The organism is Pseudocitrobacter cyperus, from assembly GCF_039889165.1.
In the GTDB taxonomy this organism is placed as follows: Bacteria; Pseudomonadota; Gammaproteobacteria; order Enterobacterales; family Enterobacteriaceae; genus Pseudocitrobacter; species Pseudocitrobacter cyperus.
The window spans coordinates 110,379-133,133 of record NZ_JAYMYY010000006.1 but is presented as its reverse complement, the minus strand read 5'-3'; the positions used below and the strand labels follow the sequence as shown (position 1 = coordinate 133,133).

22 protein-coding genes are annotated in these 22,755 nt (G+C 53.7%); 11 read left to right on the top strand and 11 right to left on the bottom strand.

Annotated features, from left to right (window positions below; genetic code table 11):
• Window positions 1–92: 92 nt before the first annotated feature.
• Window positions 93–1,220, top strand: coding sequence for a succinyl-diaminopimelate desuccinylase (gene dapE, locus VSR74_RS18370; RefSeq protein ID WP_347796056.1), 1,128 nt, complete (start codon window positions 93–95; stop codon window positions 1,218–1,220).
• 23 nt (window positions 1,221–1,243) lie between these two features.
• A complete protein-coding gene (locus tag VSR74_RS18365; RefSeq protein WP_347796055.1) occupies window positions 1,244–1,447 on the top strand; it encodes a YpfN family protein in 204 nt (67 codons plus the stop codon).
• 30 nt (window positions 1,448–1,477) lie between these two features.
• Here VSR74_RS18365 and ypfH read toward each other — a convergent pair whose 3' ends face one another.
• The 6 genes from ypfH to dapA all read right to left on the bottom strand — a co-directional run bounded on the left by ypfH (window position 1,478) and on the right by dapA (window position 8,018).
• Window positions 1,478–2,176, bottom strand: a complete 699-nt coding sequence (ypfH, locus tag VSR74_RS18360; RefSeq protein WP_347796054.1) for an esterase — start codon at window positions 2,174–2,176, stop codon at window positions 1,478–1,480.
• Between the two features lie 74 nt (window positions 2,177–2,250).
• A complete protein-coding gene (locus VSR74_RS18355) occupies window positions 2,251–4,251 on the bottom strand; it encodes a tRNA(Met) cytidine acetyltransferase TmcA (protein WP_347796053.1) in 2,001 nt (666 codons plus the stop codon).
• Between the two features lie 16 nt (window positions 4,252–4,267).
• Window positions 4,268–5,137, bottom strand: a complete 870-nt coding sequence (gene ypfJ, locus VSR74_RS18350) for a KPN_02809 family neutral zinc metallopeptidase (RefSeq protein ID WP_347796052.1) — start codon at window positions 5,135–5,137, stop codon at window positions 4,268–4,270.
• A 129-nt stretch (window positions 5,138–5,266) separates the two neighbouring features.
• Entirely contained in the window at window positions 5,267–5,980 is a 714-nt protein-coding gene (gene purC, locus VSR74_RS18345) for a phosphoribosylaminoimidazolesuccinocarboxamide synthase (protein WP_347796051.1), read from the bottom strand.
• Between the two features lie 108 nt (window positions 5,981–6,088).
• Window positions 6,089–7,123 (bottom strand): outer membrane protein assembly factor BamC, encoded by a 1,035-nt coding sequence (gene bamC / locus VSR74_RS18340; protein WP_347796050.1) that lies wholly within the window; start codon window positions 7,121–7,123, stop codon window positions 6,089–6,091.
• 16 nt (window positions 7,124–7,139) lie between these two features.
• Complete coding sequence (dapA, locus tag VSR74_RS18335; protein ID WP_347796049.1) at window positions 7,140–8,018, bottom strand: 4-hydroxy-tetrahydrodipicolinate synthase; 879 nt, start codon at window positions 8,016–8,018, stop codon at window positions 7,140–7,142.
• Window positions 8,019–8,173: 155 nt separating this feature from the next.
• Here dapA and VSR74_RS18330 point away from each other — a divergent pair, with 155 nt between their 5' ends.
• Entirely contained in the window at window positions 8,174–8,746 is a 573-nt protein-coding gene (locus VSR74_RS18330) for a glycine cleavage system transcriptional repressor (RefSeq protein ID WP_347796048.1), read from the top strand.
• A complete protein-coding gene (gene bcp / locus VSR74_RS18325; RefSeq protein WP_347796047.1) occupies window positions 8,746–9,216 on the top strand; it encodes a thioredoxin-dependent thiol peroxidase in 471 nt (156 codons plus the stop codon). The genes VSR74_RS18330 and bcp overlap by 1 nt, the downstream gene beginning before the upstream one ends.
• 31 nt (window positions 9,217–9,247) lie before the next feature.
• Here bcp and VSR74_RS18320 read toward each other — a convergent pair whose 3' ends face one another.
• Entirely contained in the window at window positions 9,248–10,312 is a 1,065-nt protein-coding gene (locus VSR74_RS18320) for an AI-2E family transporter (protein WP_347796046.1), read from the bottom strand.
• A gap of 225 nt (window positions 10,313–10,537) precedes the next feature.
• Between VSR74_RS18320 and bepA the strand changes: the two genes are divergently transcribed.
• The 3 genes from bepA (at window position 10,538) to VSR74_RS18305 (ending at window position 13,523) form a co-directional block, all read left to right on the top strand.
• Window positions 10,538–12,001, top strand: a complete 1,464-nt coding sequence (gene bepA / locus VSR74_RS18315; RefSeq protein ID WP_347796045.1) for a beta-barrel assembly-enhancing protease — start codon at window positions 10,538–10,540, stop codon at window positions 11,999–12,001.
• Between the two features lie 38 nt (window positions 12,002–12,039).
• Window positions 12,040–12,399, top strand: a complete 360-nt coding sequence (arsC, locus tag VSR74_RS18310) for an arsenate reductase (glutaredoxin) (RefSeq protein ID WP_347796044.1) — start codon at window positions 12,040–12,042, stop codon at window positions 12,397–12,399.
• Between the two features lie 206 nt (window positions 12,400–12,605).
• On the top strand, window positions 12,606–13,523 hold the full coding sequence (locus VSR74_RS18305) for an Rpn family recombination-promoting nuclease/putative transposase (protein ID WP_347796043.1): 918 nt from the start codon (window positions 12,606–12,608) through the stop codon (window positions 13,521–13,523).
• A 3-nt stretch (window positions 13,524–13,526) separates the two neighbouring features.
• Here VSR74_RS18305 and VSR74_RS18300 read toward each other — a convergent pair whose 3' ends face one another.
• The 3 genes from VSR74_RS18300 to upp all read right to left on the bottom strand — a co-directional run bounded on the left by VSR74_RS18300 (window position 13,527) and on the right by upp (window position 16,376).
• On the bottom strand, window positions 13,527–14,228 hold the full coding sequence (locus tag VSR74_RS18300; protein WP_347796164.1) for a DnaA inactivator Hda: 702 nt from the start codon (window positions 14,226–14,228) through the stop codon (window positions 13,527–13,529).
• Window positions 14,229–14,322: 94 nt separating this feature from the next.
• The gene (gene uraA, locus VSR74_RS18295; RefSeq protein ID WP_347796042.1) at window positions 14,323–15,612 is read right to left on the bottom strand and encodes a uracil permease; all 1,290 of its coding nucleotides are present in this window, start codon (window positions 15,610–15,612) and stop codon (window positions 14,323–14,325) included.
• 137 nt (window positions 15,613–15,749) lie between these two features.
• The gene (upp, locus tag VSR74_RS18290) at window positions 15,750–16,376 is read right to left on the bottom strand and encodes a uracil phosphoribosyltransferase (RefSeq protein WP_347796041.1); all 627 of its coding nucleotides are present in this window, start codon (window positions 16,374–16,376) and stop codon (window positions 15,750–15,752) included.
• 171 nt (window positions 16,377–16,547) lie between these two features.
• Between upp and VSR74_RS18285 the strand changes: the two genes are divergently transcribed.
• Window positions 16,548–17,111, top strand: coding sequence for a hypothetical protein (locus VSR74_RS18285; protein WP_347796040.1), 564 nt, complete (start codon window positions 16,548–16,550; stop codon window positions 17,109–17,111).
• 6 nt (window positions 17,112–17,117) lie between these two features.
• On the opposite strand, the gene VSR74_RS18280 is transcribed toward VSR74_RS18285, so the two are convergent.
• Entirely contained in the window at window positions 17,118–18,548 is a 1,431-nt protein-coding gene (locus VSR74_RS18280; protein ID WP_347796039.1) for a 6-phospho-beta-glucosidase, read from the bottom strand.
• A 259-nt stretch (window positions 18,549–18,807) separates the two neighbouring features.
• Here VSR74_RS18280 and purM point away from each other — a divergent pair, with 259 nt between their 5' ends.
• From purM to ppk1, 3 genes are all read left to right on the top strand, one after another.
• Window positions 18,808–19,845 (top strand): phosphoribosylformylglycinamidine cyclo-ligase, encoded by a 1,038-nt coding sequence (gene purM, locus VSR74_RS18275; RefSeq protein ID WP_347796038.1) that lies wholly within the window; start codon window positions 18,808–18,810, stop codon window positions 19,843–19,845.
• On the top strand, window positions 19,845–20,489 hold the full coding sequence (gene purN, locus VSR74_RS18270; RefSeq protein WP_347796037.1) for a phosphoribosylglycinamide formyltransferase: 645 nt from the start codon (window positions 19,845–19,847) through the stop codon (window positions 20,487–20,489). Before purM ends, purN begins: the two co-directional genes overlap by 1 nt.
• 205 nt (window positions 20,490–20,694) lie before the next feature.
• Window positions 20,695–22,755: a polyphosphate kinase 1 gene (gene ppk1 / locus VSR74_RS18265; RefSeq protein WP_347796163.1), complete on the top strand. Its 2,061-nt coding sequence runs from the start codon at window positions 20,695–20,697 to the stop codon at window positions 22,753–22,755.

The following is a 22,755-nucleotide window of genomic DNA, read 5'->3' as shown; positions in this document are numbered from 1 at the left end:
TAACAGCACACACGGTGCGGAGCACGCAAACTGACTCTGCACCGGTTAAGAAAACACGCAAACATCAGCAGTTAATTAATGAGGTGTAGTCTATGTCTTGCCCGGTCATTGAGCTGGCTCAGCAGCTTATTCGCCGCCCTTCCCTTAGCCCAGATGATGCGGGCTGCCAGGCGCTTATGATTGAACGCCTGCGCGCAGCGGGCTTTACCATCGAGCATATGGATTTTGGCGATACCCAGAATTTCTGGGCATGGCGCGGTCAGGGAGAAACGCTTGCCTTTGCGGGCCATACGGATGTCGTACCATCCGGCGATGCCGATCGCTGGATCAACCCGCCCTTCGAACCGACCATCCGCGACGGCATGCTGTTTGGCCGCGGTGCGGCAGATATGAAAGGTTCACTGGCTGCCATGGTGGTTGCCGCCGAACGTTTTGTCGCGCAGAACCCGAATCATCAGGGGCGTCTGGCCTTTCTTATCACCTCCGATGAAGAAGCCAGCGCCAAAAATGGCACGGTGAAAGTCGTTGAAGCCCTGATGGCGCGCAATGAGCGTCTGGATTACTGCCTGGTGGGCGAGCCGTCCAGCACCGAGGTGGTTGGCGATGTGGTGAAAAATGGCCGTCGCGGTTCAATGACCTGCAACCTGACCATTCACGGCGTCCAGGGTCATGTGGCCTATCCGCATCTGGCAGATAACCCGGTTCACCGCGCCGCACCATGGCTTAATGAACTGGTGGCGATCGAGTGGGATCAGGGCAACGAGTTTTTCCCGCCTACCAGTATGCAGATCGCTAACATTCAGGCGGGCACCGGCAGCAACAACGTGATCCCGGGCGATCTGTTCGTGCAGTTTAACTTCCGTTTCAGCACCGAACTCACTGATGAGATGATCAAAGCGCACGTTATTGCGTTGCTGGAGAAACATCAGCTTCGCTACAGCGTCGAATGGTGGATTTCCGGGCAGCCGTTTCTGACAGAAAGCGGTAAACTGGTTGACGCGGTGGTCAACGCCATTGCGCACTATAATGAAATTAAACCGCAACTGTTGACGACGGGCGGCACATCGGATGGTCGATTTATCGCCAGGATGGGTGCACAGGTGGTGGAACTGGGGCCCGTGAATGCCACAATTCATAAAATTAATGAATGTGTGAACGCCGCCGATTTGCAACTGCTGGCGCGAATGTACCAGCGCATTATGGAACAGCTTGTCGCCTGACAACACATTAAGAGGTAACGCGCATGGACTGGCTGGCAAAATACTGGTGGATTCTGGTACTGATTTTTCTGGTTGGCGTGATGATCAACGTGATTAAAGATCTCAATCGCGTCGATCATAAAAAATTTCTCGCCAATAAGCCGGAACTCCCTCCGCACCGTGATAACAATGCGAAATGGGATGACGAAGACGATTGGCCGAAACACGATCAGTCGAAAAAGCCGTAAAAAATGGGCCGGAAATCCGGCCCTGTTTTTTTATAACATCTCAATCAAATCATCATTTTTCGGCGTACTGCCGCTTAACGCTTCATCGAAGTAATGTTTCGGAATGGTGTAGCGCAGATGATCGAGCGCAAACTGCATACTGTGTTCGTCAATCGCGTGCCCCAGATCGTCTACGATATCCAGCGTTACATCTCCGCCTGCTGCCAATAAGGCTTCCTGACCCGCAACAGCATGCGCAAGGTCAATAACCCGATCTTCACCGCCGTGAATCAAATGCACCGTCGTGGAGGTCGATGCGGTTTCAGGCAGCGTCGCATAGCGGCCATTAAAGGCAATCACGCGGGACGCCAGATTGGGTTCCGCTTTGACGCTCTCAAGCGACATAATCGCGCCTTGCGAGAAACCAATTAATGCGGTTGCCAGCGGGCCAACGCCGCTCTGCTTTTGCCAGTAGCGAACCGTTTCGATAAAGGTCGGCATAATGGCATCCACGCGCGCCTGGCGGTTCTCTTCGGTCACGCCCTGCACGGAGAACCACTGACGCGCCGGAGCCGGGCCACAAGGCTCTGCGCCACCAATGCTGACAATCAGCGCATCAGGAAACAGCGGTGCGAACCAACTGCCAATTTGCCCCATTGCCACCGGGTTATCACCCACGCCATGAAACAACAGCAGTAACTGTTGCGCGGGTTGAGCGGGGCTTTGAACGACAAAATGATCGTGTTTCATGGCTATCTCCTTTGTTGCGGGTCAGTTTACGCTGGCCACAAAGAATGACCATGCCATTTAACTGAATGAGATAGTTAAAAAAATTGCACCTGCTTTAACTGCATACGCAGCCGTTCCGTGCGCTGACAGTCCAGCCCAGCCATCGCCAGAGCCACTTCATCCCGTAACCGGGCAAGCAGCGCTTTACGTCCATGAAGGCCCAGTGCGGCGCAGAGTTCAGCTTCCCCTTCGCCTGCCAGCCTGCGGCGTAGCGCCACCATCGGTAAAGGACTTTGAGCAACCAGCAGATGCAGATTACCCAGCGTAGCCAACAGCGGACGATGAGCGAAAGCAAAGCCCGCCAGATCCCACCACGCTTCATCATTAAGCATAGTCAGCGGAGCCTGCGGCAGACTCAATTTCTCATCAACCCAGCCACTCAGCCAGCGCCACTCACGGCATAAACGCAGGTGTTCATGCTGCGTCAGTACTCTTCCCGCCCCGGTGAGAGGAAAAAGCGCCATCGCCGCATAACATCCACTGCTGGATTCACGCTGGGTGCCAATACGCACCAGCGTGAAGCCACAGCGCTGCCAGAAATGCCAGAGTTCTTTCGTATAACCGAAGCTGACGGAGAGGTAATCACAACCTGTCGCGGACTCACAGGCGCGGGCAATCAGCGCGGAACCGATGCCCTCACGCTGGCGCAAAGGGTGCACCGCAACGCGGCTGATACGCCGCCCCTTCAGCGTCGCCGCCAGCGGGCTGCCGCCATGTGCTGCGAGCGACTGCGCCACCAGGTTGCCGCGCGGTCGGCGAAAACCCGCCCACACAGCCTGACTTAATTCAGCACAAAGCCCACCTTCATCCACCAGCCAGAGCGCTCCGGCAAGGCCGTTGGGGCTTTCAGCGGCAAGAAAGTGTTGACCCGGCGCATCCATCATCCGCCGTAAATCGAGCGGCGATGTGCGGTAGTGGGCGCCGGAAAGTAGCTGGTACATCGCCGTGGGGAGCTTAGGCTCCGACAGCCATTGCGCCTGTTCTATCGCCCTGAAACTTAACGGGCCGGATGGGGAAACGCTAAAGCTATCGTCAGCGAAAATCAGCAGATCATTCACCACCGCTTCCAGCGGGCAGCCCTGTGCCCACCGGACGGGCGTGTTGAGCGTAAATTGCTGTAACGCGGGGAAATGTGCGCAGAATTTCAGCAGGAATCCCCGTCCCGTGCCTTCATAGCCCTGAACGGTGGTGGCCAGCAAAAGATGTGGGAAGCGTGAGGCTAGTTGTTCCAGCAATGGCGCGGGAATGGCGGCGGCTTCATCCACCACCAGCCAGTCTGCGGTTTCAGTAGAAGCCAGCAGGGCGTCCGGCGCCATAAAGTGAAAACGCTCGCCGGCAAAAGCAGCAATGACGTCAGCAGATGCCCGCGTTGGCGCGGTGACGATGGCTCGCCCCTTCAGGCTGCGGATGTGCATCCCCGCCAGAGCCGATTTGCCACGCCCACGCTCGGCGGTAATGGCGGTAACGCCCGCAGGATGATCCGCCAGCGCGTTGAGGATCGCCGCTTGTTCCGCATCCGGCTCACCGCTGGCGCGTAGCCAGCGTGGGCGCGAGGGTAAATTAACGTCCGGGAAGGCATCCCCCTGCCGCCACAGCAGTGCTTCAGGGCTTTCGCGCAACACTTTGCAAAAATGGTGCACAAAGCGCGGCGTGGCAATCGCTTCTGGCGAGTCGCTCCAGCGCAGGGAATCGGTATCCGGCTGATGAGGCCATCGCGCCCATTCAGGCACCAGCAGCAACAGCCAGCTTCCGGCGCGCAACGTGCCGGCAAGTGCGGCAAAGGCTGAAACGTCGAAACCCTGGCGGGCATCAAAGATAGCGTGCTGAAACTCACGCCCCAGCAGCGTCACCAGCTTTGCTGGCGCGCAGTACGGCTCCGCTTGCACTTCAGGCCCCACCCACAATACATCGGCCTGAGCGTCGTCACGAAAGGCTTGCGCCTGCTGCTGTGCCCAGTGTGACTCGCCGCTGATAACCAACAAGCGGCGTACACCTTCCTGCGCCATGCGCGGCACAAGGCTTAAAAGTTCATCCATGATTGCGATTCATTACTTACAGCGTTTTGCCGAAGGTATTGCACTGTGCCGGGTCACCGCTATCCAGGCCACGTTTCAGCCAGGTGTAACGCTGCTGTGATGTACCGTGAGTGAAGCTATCCGGCGCCACGCGTCCCTGACTCTGCTGCTGAAGGCGATCGTCGCCAATGGCTTCCGCGGCGTTCAGCGCCTCTTCCAGGTCGCCTGCTTCAAGCACGCCCTGCTGCTGCATCGCATGGCCCCAGACGCCTGCAAAACAGTCGGCCTGCAGTTCCATACGCACTGAAAGCTGGTTCACTTGTGATTCAGAGGCATTCTGCTGCATCTGGCGAACTTTTGGCTCAATACCCAGCAGTTTTTGCACATGGTGCCCAACTTCATGAGCAATCACATAGCCCTGAGCAAAGTCGCCATCCGCCCCCAGTTTCTCTTTCATATCATCGTAGAAAGAGAGATCGATATACACGGTGGTGTCCGCCGGGCAATAGAACGGCCCCATCACCGACTGACCTGTGCCACAGCCGGTGCGCGTCGCGCCGCGATACATCACCAGTTTTGGCGCCTGATAGGTTTTACCCATTTTTTCAAACTGCTGCGTCCAGGTGTCTTCCGTGGTCGCAAGTATTACCGAGGTGAATTTGGCGGCTTCGTTATCCTGAGGGCTAACGCTCCGTTGTTGGGAGGATTGCTGCGATACCGGTTCCCCGGTCAGAAAGCCGGTGAGATCGACGCCGTAATAGCCTGCGACAACCACGACAATCAGCAGAATGATGCCGCCTTTACCGCTGGGAATACGAATGTTTCGCCCGCCGCCTGAAATCGGCGAACCGGAATCATTTCGTCTGTCTTCAACATTGTCGCTTTCGCGACGACCTTGCCAACGCATAACTACCTCGAACTTATCATATTAATAATAGTTATGATCGTAGGCGGTTCAGGCGAGGATTACCACAGGAAATAACGGGGAAGTTCAGAGGGTGCTGGCACCCTCTGTGATACAAAGCCATGACGGGAATCAGTCCAGTTTAACACCCAGACGGTGCGCCACTTCTTCGTAAGCTTCAATCAGGCCGCCGAGGCTCTGGCGGAAACGGTCTTTATCCATTTTATCCATGGTTTGTTTATCCCACAGACGGCTGCCATCCGGGGAAAATTCATCACCCAGCACGACTTCACCTTTGAACAGACCAAATTCCAGCTTGAAATCGACGAGGATAAGGCCAGCGTCATCAAACAATTTTTTCAGGACATCGTTTGCTTTGAAGGTCAGTTCTTGCATCCGCGCGAGGTTTTCTTTGCTCACCCAACCGAAGGTTTCGCAGTAGGATTCGTTGACCATCGGGTCATGCATCGCATCGTTTTTCAGGAACAGATCGAACAGCGGTGGGTTCAGCTCGATACCTTCTTCAATGCCTAAGCGCTTCACCAGCGAGCCCGCCGCACGGTTACGCACCACGCACTCTACCGGCACCATATCCAGTTTTTTCACCAGACATTCGGTGTCAGAGAGCAGACGTTCCATCTGGGTCGGGATACCGGCTTCTTCCAGTTTGCTCATAATGAAGTGATTGAACTTGTTGTTCACCATCCCTTTACGGTCAAACTGCTCAATGCGAGCACCGTCCCCTGCTGACGTATCGTTACGGAACTCGAGCACCAACAGATCCGGGTTTTCCGTACTGTAGACGGTTTTCGCTTTACCACGATACAACTCAGCTTGCTTTTGCATCTTAATTACTCCTGGTGAGATTTAACTGTAAACTTGCCGCTTTTCCGCTGACGCACACGTTTGCGTATCATATCAGAAAAAAGGGCTGGATTGCTCCAGCCCTGAATATTACTTGCTGAATGCTGCCTGGAAGACAGCCACCAGCGCATCGTTCTGCGACTGGGTCAGCGTATGACCTTTCGGGTCAATGAATTGCAGACTACTGCGGTTATCGAGGTCGCCTATCTGCAGTTTGTAATCGCCCGATGCGAGGCCCGGATCGCTTGCGCCCAGCGCCTGCCAGTCGCTGTCAGACAGCGGCTTGTAAGTCACATTCATGCTGCCCTGAGAACGGGTGCTGTCGGTCACTTTCATGCCCACTTTTTCCAGTACGCCCGGCAGACGTTGCCATACCTGGTTGAATGGGCCACGCACCACCAGCATTGGCAGGCCGGTGTCATCCGCCGCGCTCTGCACGTCGAAGGTTGCGCCGGCGGAGCTTTGCGATGCATTCTGCGCCGCGGTGGCTTTTTGATCGAGACCCGCAGAGATAACATTCAGCATCTCAGCGCTATAGCGCTGCAGCGACGCGGTATCAGCAACCGGTTTACCCGCCTGCTCCAGGTTCACCAGTTTGACCACGACAGCCTGCTGATAGCCCTGCGGTTTCACGGAGACTTGATAACGACCACGATACTGCTGGTCTTCATCGAGGCGATTCCACTCGACCCAGTCGGTGGTTAAGGTCTGGGTAGCATCGTCACGCTTGTCGATGGTGTAGTTTTTACCCTGAAGGATGCTCACTACCTGCGGCCACAGGTTGCCGCTACGGCCACTTTCAACCAGCAACGTGGCCGTATCGCCAGTGAACTGCGTGCGCGCACCAGAAACCAGCGCCAGAGGCTGTGCCGGCGGACGAATGTCCAGGGCTTTACCTACTGCGCCGCTACCGTTGGCAACCGGAATATTATAATCACCGCGTTCAACCGGCAGGATCATGCCAGCCGGTGCGTGAAGTTCACTTAACGGCGCGGCATCCAGATAGGATTCATCGCCGCTCACCTGGCGCTTGTAACGCGAGTCGGAACTACACGCCGCGAGCAGCAGGACAAGTGAAACACCCGCAACCTTTGCCAGGCGCGACTTCTGTACTGAGTAAGCCATCAAATCTCCCTAAACTTTACAGCAAACCGGCGTGCTTCATTGCACTGGCCACAATATCACGACCGTGGTCGGTGATAGGTGTCATTGGCAGACGCATCGTATCGGTTGCTACAAGTCCCAACTCCTTACATGCCCATTTAACCGGGATAGGATTGGGTTCGATAAATAATTTATTGTGCAGCGGCATCAGACGTTGGTTGATGACGCGCGCTTTCGCAAACTCGCCAGCGGCAGCCAGTTTACACATTTCTGCCATATCACGTGCAGCAACGTTCGCAGTGACGGAAATCACACCCTGCCCGCCAAGCTGCATGAAGTCCAGACCGGTCGCATCATCACCGCTCAGCAGGATGAAATCGTCTGAAACCAGCTCTTTGATCTGGTGAACACGACTTAAGTTCCCTGTTGCTTCCTTGATTGCGATAATATTTTTTATTTTCGCAAGGCGACCCACGGTCTCCGGCAGCATATCGCAACCAGTACGAGACGGCACATTATACAGAATTTGCGGCAAGTCAGTATGTTCTGCGATCGCTTTGAAGTGCTGGAACAACCCTTCCTGGGTAGGACGGTTGTAATAAGGGGTGACGGTCAGGCAACCGACAACGCCCGTATTGTTGAAACGCTGGGTCAGGCTAATGGCCTCTGCGGTGGCATTCGCCCCGGTACCCGCGATAACCGGAATACGGCCATCGGCCAGCTCAACGGTCATCATCACGACATCGCCATGCTCATCGTGGCCAAGCGTCGCCGATTCTCCTGTCGTCCCTACAGATACAATCGCCGAGGTTCCGTTGGCGACATGGTAATCAATCAGTTTTTTCAGGCTTGAACGGTCGACATTACCTTTCTCATCCATCGGCGTGACAAGCGCTACAATACTTCCCGTGAACATGGGGCCATCCTCTGTGCTGACGTGCGGACATGAGTCTCAATGGTACGTTTGGTACTGTAATAAAAGCAAGAGACTGAAGCCCCTCAGAATGTTGTATGCCGGTTTTTTTTATGCTTTCCTAGGGAATACCTCACCTTTTTGAAGGAAGCACCGGTTTGACAGCCACATTACAACACTATCTGGTCATTACAGCCCTGGGGGCCGATCGCCCTGGCATTGTCAATACCATTACGCGTCACGTCAGTAGCTGCGGCTGCAACATTGAGGACAGCAGACTGGCTATGCTCGGCGATGAGTTCACGTTCATCATGCTGCTTTCAGGCACATGGAACGCCATCACCCTGATTGAATCGACACTGCCGTTGAAAGGCGCAGAGCTGGATCTGCTTATCGTGATGAAGCGCACAACTGCGCGTCCGCGACCCGCGATGCCTTCAACCGTATGGGTGCAGGTTGAGGTGCCCGACTCTCCGCATATCATTGAGCGCTTCACCGCCCTGATTGATTCCTGGGAGATGAATATTGCTGAACTGGTTTCCCGTACCCAGCCAGGCGAACAAGATACCTTGCCGCAGCTCTTCATTCAGATAACAGCGCACAGCCCTGCTACGAAAAATGCATCAAATATTGAGCAAGCGTTCAAAGCCCTATGTACAGAATTGAAAGCACAAGGCAGTATAAACGTCATAAATCATTCTCAGCATGACGAACAAGATGGAGTTGCCTAATGAACCCACTGAAAGCCGGTGACATCGCACCGAAATTTAGTTTGCCCGATCAAGACGGCGAGCAAGTAAATTTGACCGACTTCCAGGGACAACGTGTACTGGTCTATTTCTACCCGAAGGCCATGACGCCGGGCTGCACCGTGCAGGCCTGCGGTTTGCGTGACAATATGGATGAGTTGAAAAAAGCGGGCGTAGAAGTGCTGGGCATCAGTACCGACAAGCCAGAAAAACTCTCCCGCTTTGCTGAAAAAGAGCTGCTGAACTTCACGCTGCTGTCCGATGAAGATCATCAGGTCTGTGAACAGTTTGGTATTTGGGGTGAGAAGTCGTTTATGGGTAAAACCTATGACGGCATTCATCGTATCAGCTTCCTGATTGATGCCGATGGCAAAATCGAACACGTTTTTGACGATTTCAAAACCAGTAATCACCACGATGTGGTGCTGAACTGGCTCAAAGAGAGCGCATGATGTAAAAAGCCGACGTTTTCGTCGGCTTTTTTTATTCGTTTTCGGCCACCAGCCCATCCGGCCAGGCATGCACCACCGCTTTAATCAGCGTCGCCAGAGGAATGGCGAAGAAAACGCCCCAAAATCCCCACAGCCCGCCGAAAATCACCACCGACAGAATAATCACCAGCGGATGCAGATTCACCGCTTCAGAGAAGAGCACCGGCACCAGCAGGTTACCATCCAGCGCCTGAATAATGAGGTACACCGCAAACAGGCTCCAGAACTCAGTACCAAGACCAAACTGGAACAGCGCCACACACACCACAGGAATGGTTACGACGAATGCACCGATATACGGGATTAACACCGAAAAGCCCACCAGCACGGCGAGTAGCAGTGAATAGTTGAGGCCAAAAAGAATAAAGCCAATCCAGGTCGCTACGCCGACCACCACCATTTCCAGCACCTTGCCGCGAATATAGTTGGTGATTTGCTGGTTCATCTCCTTCCACACCAGGCCCGCCAGGCCACGATTACGCGGCAGCACACGACGCACCGCGTTCAACATCTGCTCTTTGTCCTTCACCAGGAAGAAGACCATCAGCGGCACCAGCACCAGATAAACCGCCAGTGTCAGCAGGCCAACCAGAGACGCCACCGAGTATTTCACCACCGAGTCGCCCATGGTCTGCATTCTTGCGCGCATGTTTTCCGCCATTGCATCAATGATGCCCGCATCCATTAGCGCCGGATAGCGGCGCGGCAACGTGGCGGCAAAATCGGAGAGCTTATTGAGCATACCGGGCATATCGCGAATCAAATAGATGCCCTGCTGCCAGGCTACCGGCATGACCACAAAGGCCATCAGTAGCAAAATACCGACAAAGACGACCAACACGGCCGAGGTCGCCCAGCGTCGCGACCAGCCCAGTTTTTCCAGGCGAATAGTGGGCCACTCCAGCAGATACGCGAGCACAATGGCTACCAGCAGTGGCGCTAACAGACCACTAAAGAAAAACAGGATGCCAAAACCTGCCACCAGAATAACCAGCAGCGCTATCGCTTCCGGGTCGCTAAACCGTCGGCGATACCACTGCATCAACATTTCGAGCATAAAAACTTCCCTGACGCACATCAGCGGACACAGTCCCCGAATTGTATCGAAATGTCACAGAAAAGACTTCGCTTTTTCTATTTATAGACACAATCGATAAAAGTTATGTGAATATCATTTTCAACCTCTTTGCGGCCAGATAAACTGCCCAAATCGCCCCGCAGGGAACGTAACGCCACCCTGTTGGTCAAACTGAAACATCCCACATTACAGGACAGAGGTGTTATGTTCAGGCAGTTGAAAAAAACGCTGGTGGCATCCCTTATTGCAGCCCTCACGCTGGGCCAGGCCGCGCCCGTTTTTGCGGATGCGGCTGATACATTGCCGGATATGGGCACCTCAGCAGGAAGCACGCTCTCCATCGGTCAGGAGATGCAGATGGGGGATTTCTATGTACGCCAGTTGCGCGGCAGCGCGCCGCTTATCAACGACCCCTTGCTGGTGCAATATATTAATACGCTGGGCATGCGCCTGGTGTCGCACGCCTGGTCAGTGCGAACGCCTTTCCATTTCTATTTAATCAACAACGACGATATCAACGCCTTCGCCTTCTTTGGCGGAAACGTGGTGCTGCACTCGGCGTTGTTCCGCTACTCTGATAACGAAAGCCAACTGGCCTCGGTAATGGCGCACGAAATCTCCCACGTCACCCAGCGCCACCTGGCGCGTGCGATGGAAGATCAAAAACGTAACGCGCCATTGACCTGGGTGGGGGCGCTGGGCTCAATTCTGTTGGCGATGGCCAGCCCGCAGGCTGGAATGGCGGCACTGAGCGGTACGCTTGCCGGAACGCAGCAGAGTATGATCAGTTTTACCCGTCAAAATGAAGAGGAAGCTGACCGCATCGGTATTCAGGTATTGCAACGCGCGGGGTTTGATCCGCAGGCAATGCCGGCGTTTATGGATAAATTGCTCGATCAGGCGCGCTATTCATCGCGCCCGCCGGAAATGCTGCTCACTCACCCCCTTCCGGAAAGCCGTCTGGCAGATGCACGTAACCGCGCCAACCAGATGAAACCGATGGTGGTGCAATCCTCCGCAGATTTCTACCTGGCGAAAGCACGAACGCTTGGTATGTATAACTCCGGGCAGAACCAGTTAACCAGTGACCTGCTCGATAGCTGGTCCAAAGGGAATATTCGCGAACAACACGCGGCGCAATATGGCCGGGCGCTACAGGCCATGGAAGCCAAAAACAACGCCCAGGCCAGTAATCTGCTCAAACCGCTGCTGAGCGCCGACCCGCAGAACCCGTGGTATCTTGACCTGGCAACGGATATCGACCTTGGGCAGAACAAGGCCGCCGATGCTATTAACCGTTTGAAAAGCGCCCGCGATCTGCGCAGCAACCCGGTTCTGCAACTCAACCTGGCAAATGCCCTGCTGGAAGCCGGACAGGCATCAGAAGCGGTAACTATCCTTAACCGCTATACCTTCAACAATAAAGACGATACCAACGGTTGGGAGCTACTGGCACAGGCGCAGGCCAAACTGGGCCACCGCGATCAGGAGCTTGCCGCCAGGGCTGAAAATATGGCGCTGGTAGGGCGTCTCGACCAGGCTATCTCGCTGCTCAGCAGCGCCAGCGCCCAGGTGAAGCTGAGAAGCCTCGAACAGGCGCGCTACGATGCGCGTATCGACCAGCTACGGCAATTGCAAGAACGTTTCCGTCCTTATACGAAAATGTAAGGTGAAAATAAGAGCACATCAGACACAGTGGAGATTTTATGACTGATGCGGTAAAGATTTACCACAACCCGCGCTGTTCCAAGAGCCGCGACACATTAAGCCTGTTGAAGGCAAACGGCATCGACCCGGAAGTCGTGCTCTATCTTGAAACCCCGCCGGATGCTAAAGGCATTAAACAACTTCTGGAAATGTTAGGCATGGGCAGCGCTCGCGAGCTAATGCGTCAGAAAGAGGAACTTTATAAGTCGCTCAATCTGGCGGACACGCAACTCAGTGAAGCGCAGCTCATTCAGGCTCTGGTAGAAAATCCGAAGCTTATTGAGCGTCCGATTGTGGTCAGCAATGGCCAGGCGCGTATTGGTCGCCCACCGGAACAGGTTCTGGAGATAGTCAGCTAATCTCGCCGCCGCAGTTGGCTTTCACTGGCTGCGGCCTCTTCTTTTTCGCGACAAATATGCGAGCGCCCTCGTCGTTTATATGCAATGTTGCATGTCCGGAAATGTTCCACGGATAGCGCCTCGCAGCCTGAAAATCTGCACATTGCTGCCTCCTTTTCTTCCTGTCAAAGTCCCGCCACTGAAACACATCTCATGGAGGAAACCTGATGGAAGAGCAAACAACATCCACACCGCACGACGCAATTTTCAAACATTTCATGGCCCACGTGGACACCGCGCGTGATTTTCTCGATATCTACCTGCCCCCCGCGCTGCGAGACCTCTGCGATCTAAGTACCTTAAAGCTGGAGGCAACCAGCATGGTGGAGAAAAATCTACGCTCACGCATTTCAGACATCCTCTACTCGGTAAAAACCCGCAGAGGCACGGGTTATATTTATACGCTGATAGAGCATCAAAGCAGTCCGGAAAAACACATGGCATTTCGCATGCTGCGCTATTCACTTGATGTGATGCAGCGGCATCTGGACGCAAATAACAAGACGCTCCCCATTGTGATCCCGTTGCTGTTTTATCATGGCGAGGTTACCCCCTATCCGTACAGCCTGCGCTGGCTGGATGGGTTCTCCGATCCGGAACTGGCGAAACGCCTCTACTGTCGCCCTTTTCCGCTGGTCGATATTACCGTGGTGCCGGATAGCGAGATAATGCAGCATCGGCGCATCGCAACGCTCGAACTGCTGCAAAAACATATCCGCCTGCGGGATCTTTCCGGGCAAATCGCGCCGCTGGCTGCACTTTTGACAATGGGATACACTAGCAAAGATCGGCTGATTGCCATTCTGAACTACATGTTGCACACCGGCACGGCTGAGAACCCTGAAAAGCTATTACACGAGCTTTCTCAGCGCACGTCACACCATGAGGGAACGCTTATGACCATTGCGGAATATCTTGAGCAGAAAGGCTGGGCCAGAGGAACTGAAGAGGGGCAACAGAAAGGGCGCGGCGAAGAAGCGCGGCGTATTGCGCTCGCAATGTTGAAAAACGGGCTCGACCCTACACTGATTACGGAAATCACCGGCGTCGCAGAAACCGAGCTGGCAGAAGCGGCAATACACTAACCGCTACAGCTTCAGAATCTCTTTCACAAACGGGATCGTGAGTTTCCGCTGGGCAGTGATGGACGCATGATCAAGCTGATCGAGCGTTAAGAATAGCGTCCGCATCTCTCTGTCCAGCCGTTTGAGCAGAAAACGGCAGACATCTTCCGGCATTTCAAACCCGCGCAGGCGCGCGCGCAACTGTAAGGCCTGAAGTTTATCTTCATCGGAGAGCGGTTGTAGCTTGTAGATTTGCCCCCAGTCGAGGCGAGACGCGAGATCCGGCAAGCCCAGGTTGAGCTGGCGAGGCGGGCGATCGCCGGTGATCAGTAGCCGGGTATTTCCGCTTTCGAGGATTCGATTGTAGAGATTGAAAATCGCCATTTCCCAGAGTTCGTCACCGGCGACGCACTCGATATTATCGATGCACACCAGCGCCAGTTGCTCCATGCCATCCAGCACTTCCGGTACAAACCAGGTGCGTTTATCCAGCGGAACATAGCCCACCGCGTCTCCACGAGCGGAGAGCTCTGCGCAGGCCGCATGCAGCAAATGGCTGCGCCCTGCCCCTTCCCGCGCCCAAAGATAGATATATCCGCTATGTTCCTGGCGCAGTACGTTTTGCACGGCTGCAAGAAGAGAGGGGTTATCGCCCGGCCAGAAACTCGCAAACGTTTCATCGTCGGGAAGATAGAGTGGCAAAGAGAGCTGTGCCGGTGCGTTCAGAGGAACCTCTTCATGAGCTTACGTAAAATCGCGACGAGTTTACCACAGATTTATCCCATGAGAGAACCGGGCGGCATACCGCCCGGTCAGAGGATCAGCGGCTTGACACGTCGCTGTCGTCAGCATCCTGCACCACTTCTTCCGGGCGCAGCACGCTGATCAGTTTGAAGATCAAGCTCAGACAGACGCCAACCACGGTTGCCAGCGCCATACCTTTCAGCTCTGCTGCGCCAATGTGCACTTTAGCCCCACTCACCCCGATGATCAAAATCACGGAGGTCAGGATCAGGTTCTGTGCTTTGTTGTAGTCAACTTTCGATTCGATCAGAACACGGATACCCGATGCGCCGATGACGCCGTACAGCAGCAGGGAAACACCACCCATGACAGGCGGCGGAATGATCTGAATCGCGGCAGCCAGTTTTCCGACGCAGGAGAGCAAAATCGCAATAACTGCAGCGCCGCCAATAACCCAGGTACTGTAGACGCGGGTAATCGCCATCACGCCGATGTTTTCGCCATAAGTGGTATTCGGCGTCGAACCAAAGAAGCCTGAAATCACCGTCGACAGGCCGTTAGCAAACATTGAACGGTGCAGGCCTGGGTCACGGATAAGATCTTTTTTAACGATATTCGCAGTGACCACCAGGTGGCCGACGTGCTCGGCAATGACCACCAGAGCCGCAGGAAGAATCGTCAGAATGGCGAACCATTCGAAGCGCGGAGTGTAGAAAGTAGGCAGCGCGAACCAGTGCGCCTGAGCAATAGGTGTGGTATCGACAACCCCCATCACGAAGGAGAGCGCGTAACCCACCAGTACACCGATCAGAATCGGGATAATGGCGAGGAAACCACGAAACAGAACCGAACCAAACACGGTTACCGCCAGCGTCACCATTGAGATAATAATGGTTTTGCTATCTGGCATCTGCCCTTCCGTCGGCAGCAGACCAGCCATGTTCGCCGCGACTCCCGCCAGTTCAAGGCCGATGACGGCAACAATTGCCCCCATCGCCGCCGGTGGGAACATGACATCCAGCCAGCCGCTACCGGCTTTTTTAACGATAAACGACACCAGGCAAAACAGCACGCCGCACATGATAAAACCACCGAGCGCTAACTCATAACCAAGCGGTAGCAGAAGCATGACGGGTGAAATAAATGCAAAGCTCGATCCGAGGTAAGCAGGAATTTTACCCTTACAAATAAAGAGATAGAGCAAGGTACCCACACCGTTGAACAGCAGAACGGTTGCCGGGTTGATATGGAACAGGACTGGCACCAGAACGGTGGCGCCAAACATGGCGAACAAGTGCTGCAAGCTAAGCGGGATCGTCTGTAACAGCGGCGGTCGTTCACTCACTCCGATAGCACGGCGCGTCATAATGTTTTTCCTCAGTGTGTTAGTAGCATTTACACTTCATCGTTCAAGCCATCTCAATGTAACTTGAATGATTTTGCGTATAGGTTTTTATTCAAAAAAAAGCCGACTCTAAAGTCGGCTCTTAATGATTTATTTTCTTATTTCGTACCAAAGATTTTGTCACCAGCGTCGCCGAGACCCGGAATAATGTATCCGTGCTCATTTAACCCCTGGTCAATTGACGCGGTGTAGAGCTCAACGTCCGGATGCGCGCTCTCCAGCGCAGCGATACCTTCGGGCGCGGCAACCAGTACCAGCACTTTGATGCTGGAGCAACCCGCTTTCTTCAGCAAGTCGATGGTGGCGATAACCGAACCACCGGTCGCCAGCATCGGGTCAACGATCAATGCCATACGCTCGTCGATATTGGAAACCAGTTTCTGGAAATAAGGAACCGGCTCCAGCGTCTCTTCATTGCGATACATACCGACAACGCTAATACGCGCGCTCGGAACGTTTTCCAGCACGCCATCCATCATGCCGAGGCCCGCACGCAGGATAGGCACAACGGTAATTTTCTTGCCCTTAATCTGGTCAATCTCTACCGGGCCGTTCCAGCCTTCGATAGTCACTTTTTCTGTTTCCAGACCAGCAGTGGCTTCATAAGTCAGCAGGCTACCGACTTCGGAGGCGAGTTCACGGAAGCGTTTAGTACTGATATCGTTCTCGCGCATCAGGCCTAGCTTGTGTTTGACGAGTGGGTGTTTCACTTCCACAATCTTCATTCTCTTTCTCCTTTGAATGGGGCAGCCATAAAAAAAATCGACGGATTATACCGCCATTCTTTTGGCCGGCAACATTTTTTTACTTGATGCTGATCAAGCATAGGTGGGGTTGCCAGGAATAGAGTAGCGATCATCCGTTCTTAACTCCGCTTGCGCCAGGATGCGCATTTCATGAAAAAAAGGAAAACGGCGAAGGATAAAGCGTGGACGCAGGCTTCCCTCTTCGAAAAAACGCTCGTCAGGGGTTACCAGTTCGCCTTCGTGATTTTTAGCCTCTGGATGGGCTGGGTCATTATTGATGAAGTGCAGATGCGCCACGATACGGTATCAACGACTGTGCGGGCGTATAATATCTCGTGGCTCACGGGCTACGAAGCGTCTAAACAGGGATTATGTCATCTGTATGGTCGCCGCGCTAACTGTCACGATCTTTATACCTTCAACGTTGAATATTGGGCAAATGGGCGCAAAAGAACGGGCTACTTCAGTAACGTAGCCTGGAGTCCGGAAAACCGAAGCGGGATTTGCCTTGATTATGTGAAGCGCGAGCCCGACATCATTAAACTGTGCCATTCGGCATGGTTCAGCCATCACAAAAGCTATATCGCTTTCCCCCTCACCTTCTGGGTATTAACGCTACTGGGTGCGGCAGGTATCGCACTAACTGTGGTTATTGATCGCCGCCAAAAACAGAAGAAAAAAACGTCGCGGCCAGAGGATACTGGCCGCCAGTGATGTGGATTACAGCTTCTCGCCGTTGGAGGCAATCACCTCTTTATACCAGTTGAATGATTTTTTACGGCTGCGCGCCAGCGTGCCATTACCTTCGTTATCTTTATCGACATAGATAAAGCCGTAGCGTTTTTTCATCTCGCCGGTACCAGCGGAGACCAGGTCGATACAGCCCCATGGCGTATACCCCATCAGGTCAACCCCATCTTCCACCACCGCTTTTTTCATCTCTTTAATGTGCGCTGCGAGATAATCAATACGGTACTGATCGTTCACCGTGCCGTCGCTTTCCAGCACGTCGATTGCGCCAAAGCCGTTTTCGACGATAAACAGCGGCAACTGATAGTGATCCCAGAACCAGTTCAGCGAGTAACGCAGCCCTACCGGGTCAATCTGCCAGCCCCAGTCGGATTTCTGCACGTATGGGTTAGAGACCAGGCTGGTGGTTTCATCGTAATCAAGCTGCGGGTTATCGTCGGTCGCTTTGGTGGCAAACGACATGTAGTAGCTAAAACCGATGTAATCGACACAGCCCTGGGTGAGCGCCTGTTTGTCTTCTTCGGTGATATCCAGCGCAAAACCGCGGCGTTCGAAGTAGCTCAGCAGATGTTGTGGATATTTCCCGCGCACATGAACATCGGTAAACCAGTAGCGACGATGCATCGCGTTCATCGCCATCATCATGTCATTTGGCGCGCAGGTCAGTGGATAGATGGGGCACATGGCAATCATGCAGCCAATTTGCAGGGACGGATTAATTTCACGCCCCGCCTTCACCGCCAGTGCGCTGGCAACCAGTTCATAGTGCGCCGCCTGATACATCACCGGTTCGCGATCTTCCCCCGGCTGATATTTCAGCCCGGAGTTGGTAAACGGGGCGAAATCTTCATGGAAGTTGGCCTGGTTGTTGATCTCGTTAAAGGTCATCCAGTACTTCACTTTGTGCTGATAGCGCGTGAAGACCACCTGTGCAAAGCGCACGAAGAAGTCGATGAGCTTACGGTTTCGCCAGCCGCCATATTCGGTGACGAGGTGATACGGCATTTCGAAGTGCGACAGGGTGATCACCGGCTCAATGCCGAGCTTCAGGCACTCATCAAAGAGATCATCATAGAACTGTAAACCGGCTTCATTCGGCTCATGTTCATCGCCTTTTGGAAAGATACGCGTCCAGGCGATAGAAGTTCGGAAACATTTGTAACCCATCTCAGCAAACAGTTTGAGATCGTCTTTATAGCGATGATAGAAATCGATCGCCTCATGATTGGGGTAATTTTTGCCGGGCAATACGCCATCGGTGATTTCCCGCGGCACACCATGTGCGCCTGCAGTCATGACATCCGCCACGCTGATCCCCTTCCCGCCCTCCTGCCAGCCGCCTTCCAGTTGGTGCGCAGCAACCGCACCGCCCCACAGAAATCCCGCTTTAAATCCAGACATAGTCGTCCCTCATTCTCGTTTTGGACAAAACAGAAACCGGTTTCAGTGGCATGATGTGCATTCCCCGGCGGCGATGCAAGGACAAAAATGTACCCGGTTTCATTTTCGTGAACGGTATCAAAGTTGCCCCTCCCCGGAAGCGAAACGCTAAAAAATGAAGTCTTAAAAAATGGGTGCACAATGGGCTCGCAAACGTTTGCTTAGACTGTTAGAATTGCGCCGATTTTTCTTGCTAACGCAAACGCGTGGAGACTTAGCAGTGACCGACAAAACCTCTCTCAGCTATAAAGATGCCGGTGTTGATATTGACGCAGGAAACGCTCTGGTTGACCGAATCAAGGGTACGGTGAAGAAAACCCGTCGCCCGGAAGTGATGGGTGGATTAGGTGGATTCGGCGCATTGTGCGCGCTGCCGCAAAAATATCGTGAACCGGTGCTGGTCTCTGGCACTGACGGCGTTGGCACCAAGCTGCGTCTGGCGATGGATTTAAAACGTCACGACACCATCGGGATCGATCTGGTCGCCATGTGCGTAAACGATCTGGTTGTTCAGGGCGCGGAACCGCTGTTCTTCCTCGACTACTACGCGACAGGCAAACTGGATGTCGACACGGCAGCCAGCGTGATTAACGGTATCGCAGAAGGCTGTTTGCAGTCAGGCTGTTCCCTGGTGGGCGGCGAAACAGCGGAAATGCCGGGTATGTACCACGGTGAAGATTACGATGTCGCCGGTTTCTGCGTCGGCGTAGTGGAAAAATCAGAAATCATTGATGGCTCCAAAGTCACCGGCGGGGACGTGCTGATTGCGCTCGGCTCCAGCGGCCCGCACTCTAACGGCTACTCGCTGGTACGTAAAATTGTGGAAGTCAGCGGCTGCGATCCGGAAACCACACAACTGGAAGGCAAGTCTCTCGCCGACCATCTGTTAGCCCCGACCCGCATCTATGTGAAATCTATTCTGGAGCTTATCGGTAACGTTGACGTTCACGCTATCGCGCATCTGACCGGCGGCGGCTTCTGGGAAAATATTCCGCGCGTATTGCCAGAGAACACTCAGGCGGTTATCGATGAATCGTCCTGGCAGTGGCCTGCCATCTTTAACTGGATGCAGGACGCAGGCAACGTCAGTCGTCATGAAATGTACCGTACCTTCAACTGCGGCGTGGGTATGGTGATTGCGCTGGCAGCGGATGAAGCGGATAAAGCCATTGCCCTGCTGAACGAAAAAGGTGAAAACGCGTGGAAAATCGGCTATATCAAAGCCACTGATTCCGAACAGCGTGTGGTCATCGAATAATGAAAAATATCGTGGTGCTCATTTCCGGCAACGGAAGCAACCTACAGGCCATTATCGACGCCTGTGCGCAGAAGAGAATAAAGGGCACCATTCGTGCGGTATTCAGCAATAAGGCCGACGCGTTCGGCCTTGAGCGCGCCCTTGAAGCGGGGATCCCACAGCATGCATTAACCGCCGGCCAGTACGCCAGCCGGGAAGCGTTTGACCGCGAGCTGATGCACGAAATCGACGCTTATGCGCCGGATATCGTGGTGCTGGCAGGCTATATGCGTATTCTGAGCGCCGAGTTTGTCAGCCACTATCAGGGGCGTTTGCTGAACATCCACCCTTCCCTGTTGCCAAAATATCCCGGCCTCAATACCCATCGCCAGGTGCTGGAAAACGGTGACGCGGTACACGGCACCTCGGTGCACTTTGTTACCGAAGAGCTGGACGGCGGGCCGGTGATTTTACAGGCCAAAGTGCCCGTTTTTGACGGTGACGACGAAGCCGATATTACCGCGCGCGTGCAGGCTCAGGAGCATGCCATTTATCCGCTAGTGGTAGGCTGGTTTGTCGAGGGCCGTCTGACAATGTGTGATAACTCCGCGTGGCTGGATGGTGTCAAACTGCCTGCCAGTGGTTATGCTTCAGAAGACGAGTGATCTTAATCACCGCAGTTTTCTGCGGTGATTTTCATACAATCAATCCCACCCGCCAAAGCCCCCCGGCAGACATTTTTCTGGTCATGAATGTCCCTGCCATTGCTTAATAAGTGTCATACTCTTTTGGCACAGTTGGACATTCAACTGCAATGCTCGCCATAATAGCCAGGCCATATCGCGTGGATGGAACGGAGTGAAAGTAGTAATGGGTCAGGACAAACTGTATATCGAGAAAGAGCTAAGCTGGTTATCCTTCAATGAGCGGGTTCTCCAGGAAGCCGCGGATAAAAGTAATCCATTGATAGAACGCATGCGTTTTCTGGGAATTTACTCCAATAACCTGGATGAATTTTACAAAGTGCGTTTCGCCGAACTGAAGCGGCGCATTATTATCAGCGAAGAACAGGGCACCACCGCCCACTCTCGTCATCTGTTGGGCAAGATCCAGTCCCGCGTACTCAAAGCCGATCAGGAATTTGACGGCCTTTATAACGAACTGCTGCTGGAGATGGCGCGTAATCAGATCTTCCTGATCAACGAACGTCAGCTCTCTGTTAATCAGCAGAGTTGGCTACGCCACTACTTCAAACATCAGTTACGCCAGCATATCACCCCGATTTTGCTAAACCGGGAAACGGATCTGGTGCAGTTCCTGAAGGATGACTACACCTACCTGGCAGTAGAGATTATTCGCGGCGACGAAACCAACTACGCGCTGCTGGAAATCCCATCAGATAAAGTGCCACGCTTTGTGAACCTGCCGCCGGAAACGCCGCGTCGTCGCAAGCCAATGATTTTGTTGGATAATATTCTTCGCTACTGTCTCGACGATATTTTCAAAGGCTTCTTTGATTACGATGCGCTGAATGCCTACTCGATGAAAATGACCCGTGACGCCGAGTACGATCTGGTGCACGAGATGGAATCGAGCCTGATGGAGTTGATGTCCTCCAGTCTGAAACAGCGTTTGACCGCCGAACCGGTACGTTTTGTCTATCAGCGTGATATGCCGGACGCGATGGTCGAAATGCTGCGTAAAAAACTCACCATCTCCCGCTACGACTCCATCGTTCCGGGTGGCCGCTACCACAACTTTAAAGACTTTATTGGCTTCCCGAACGTCGGCAAAGCCAATCTGGTTAACAAACCGATGCCGCGTCTGCGCCATATCTGGTTCGACAAATTCCGTAACGGCTTCGATGCCATTCGCGAACGCGATGTGCTGTTGTACTACCCGTACCATACCTTTGAACACGTACTGGAACTGCTTCGTCAGGCCTCGTTCGATCCGAACGTACTGGCTATCAAAATCAACATCTACCGCGTCGCTAAAGATTCCCGCATCATTGATGCGATGATCCACGCCGCCCATAACGGTAAGAAAGTCACCGTGGTGGTGGAATTGCAGGCGCGATTCGATGAAGAAGCAAATATTCATTGGGCCAGGCGTCTGACGGAAGCCGGTGTGCACGTCATCTTCTCAGCACCGGGGCTGAAAATTCACGCCAAGCTGTTCCTTATCTCGCGTAAAGAGGGTGAAGATGTGGTGCGCTACGCCCATATTGGCACCGGGAACTTCAATGAAAAAACCGCCCGTATTTATACCGACTACTCATTGCTGACTGCCGATGCGCGCATCACCAACGAAGTGCGTCGGGTGTTTAACTTCATTGAAAACCCTTACCGACCAGTCACTTTCGATTATCTGATGGTTTCACCGCAAAACTCCCGCCGTCTTCTCTACGAGATGATCGACCGGGAAATTGCCAACGCGCAAAACGGTAAACCAGCAGGCATTACGCTGAAACTGAACAATCTGGTTGATAAGGGACTGGTAGACAGGCTGTATGCTGCATCCGGCTCCGGTGTACAGGTTAACCTGCTGATTCGCGGCATGTGTTCATTGATCCCTGAACTGGATGGTTTGAGCGATAATATTCGCGTCATCAGCATCGTCGACCGATACCTGGAACACGATCGCGTCTATATCTTCGATAACGGCGGCGACAAGCAGGTTTATCTCTCCTCCGCCGACTGGATGACGCGTAATATTGACTACCGAATTGAAGTGGCAACACCGTTACTCGATCCGCGCCTGAAACAGCGCATTCTCGATATTATCGAGATCCTGTTCAGCGATACGGTGAAAGCACGCTATCTCGACAAAGAACTGAGTAATCGCTATGTTCCGCGCGGCAACCGACGTAAAGTTCGTGCCCAGCAGGCGATCTATGACTACATAAAATCACTTGAACAACCTGAATAA

Coding starts and splice junctions, on each gene's coding strand:
- bcp (WP_347796047.1), top strand. CDS start 8,746: ATGAACCCACTGAAAGCCGGTGACATCGCACCGAAATTTAGTTTGCCC.
- VSR74_RS18355 (WP_347796053.1), bottom strand. CDS start 4,251: ATGGATGAACTTTTAAGCCTTGTGCCGCGCATGGCGCAGGAAGGTGTA.
- purN (WP_347796037.1), top strand. CDS start 19,845: ATGAAAAATATCGTGGTGCTCATTTCCGGCAACGGAAGCAACCTACAG.
- dapE (WP_347796056.1), top strand. CDS start 93: ATGTCTTGCCCGGTCATTGAGCTGGCTCAGCAGCTTATTCGCCGCCCT.
- dapA (WP_347796049.1), bottom strand. CDS start 8,018: ATGTTCACGGGAAGTATTGTAGCGCTTGTCACGCCGATGGATGAGAAA.
- upp (WP_347796041.1), bottom strand. CDS start 16,376: ATGAAGATTGTGGAAGTGAAACACCCACTCGTCAAACACAAGCTAGGC.
- VSR74_RS18305 (WP_347796043.1), top strand. CDS start 12,606: ATGGAAGAGCAAACAACATCCACACCGCACGACGCAATTTTCAAACAT.
- VSR74_RS18280 (WP_347796039.1), bottom strand. CDS start 18,548: ATGTCTGGATTTAAAGCGGGATTTCTGTGGGGCGGTGCGGTTGCTGCG.
- ypfH (WP_347796054.1), bottom strand. CDS start 2,176: ATGAAACACGATCATTTTGTCGTTCAAAGCCCCGCTCAACCCGCGCAA.
- bepA (WP_347796045.1), top strand. CDS start 10,538: ATGTTCAGGCAGTTGAAAAAAACGCTGGTGGCATCCCTTATTGCAGCC.
- ypfJ (WP_347796052.1), bottom strand. CDS start 5,137: ATGCGTTGGCAAGGTCGTCGCGAAAGCGACAATGTTGAAGACAGACGA.
- VSR74_RS18365 (WP_347796055.1), top strand. CDS start 1,244: ATGGACTGGCTGGCAAAATACTGGTGGATTCTGGTACTGATTTTTCTG.
- VSR74_RS18285 (WP_347796040.1), top strand. CDS start 16,548: ATGAAAAAAAGGAAAACGGCGAAGGATAAAGCGTGGACGCAGGCTTCC.
- purC (WP_347796051.1), bottom strand. CDS start 5,980: ATGCAAAAGCAAGCTGAGTTGTATCGTGGTAAAGCGAAAACCGTCTAC.
- VSR74_RS18320 (WP_347796046.1), bottom strand. CDS start 10,312: ATGCTCGAAATGTTGATGCAGTGGTATCGCCGACGGTTTAGCGACCCG.
- ppk1 (WP_347796163.1), top strand. CDS start 20,695: ATGGGTCAGGACAAACTGTATATCGAGAAAGAGCTAAGCTGGTTATCC.
- arsC (WP_347796044.1), top strand. CDS start 12,040: ATGACTGATGCGGTAAAGATTTACCACAACCCGCGCTGTTCCAAGAGC.
- uraA (WP_347796042.1), bottom strand. CDS start 15,612: ATGACGCGCCGTGCTATCGGAGTGAGTGAACGACCGCCGCTGTTACAG.
- bamC (WP_347796050.1), bottom strand. CDS start 7,123: ATGGCTTACTCAGTACAGAAGTCGCGCCTGGCAAAGGTTGCGGGTGTT.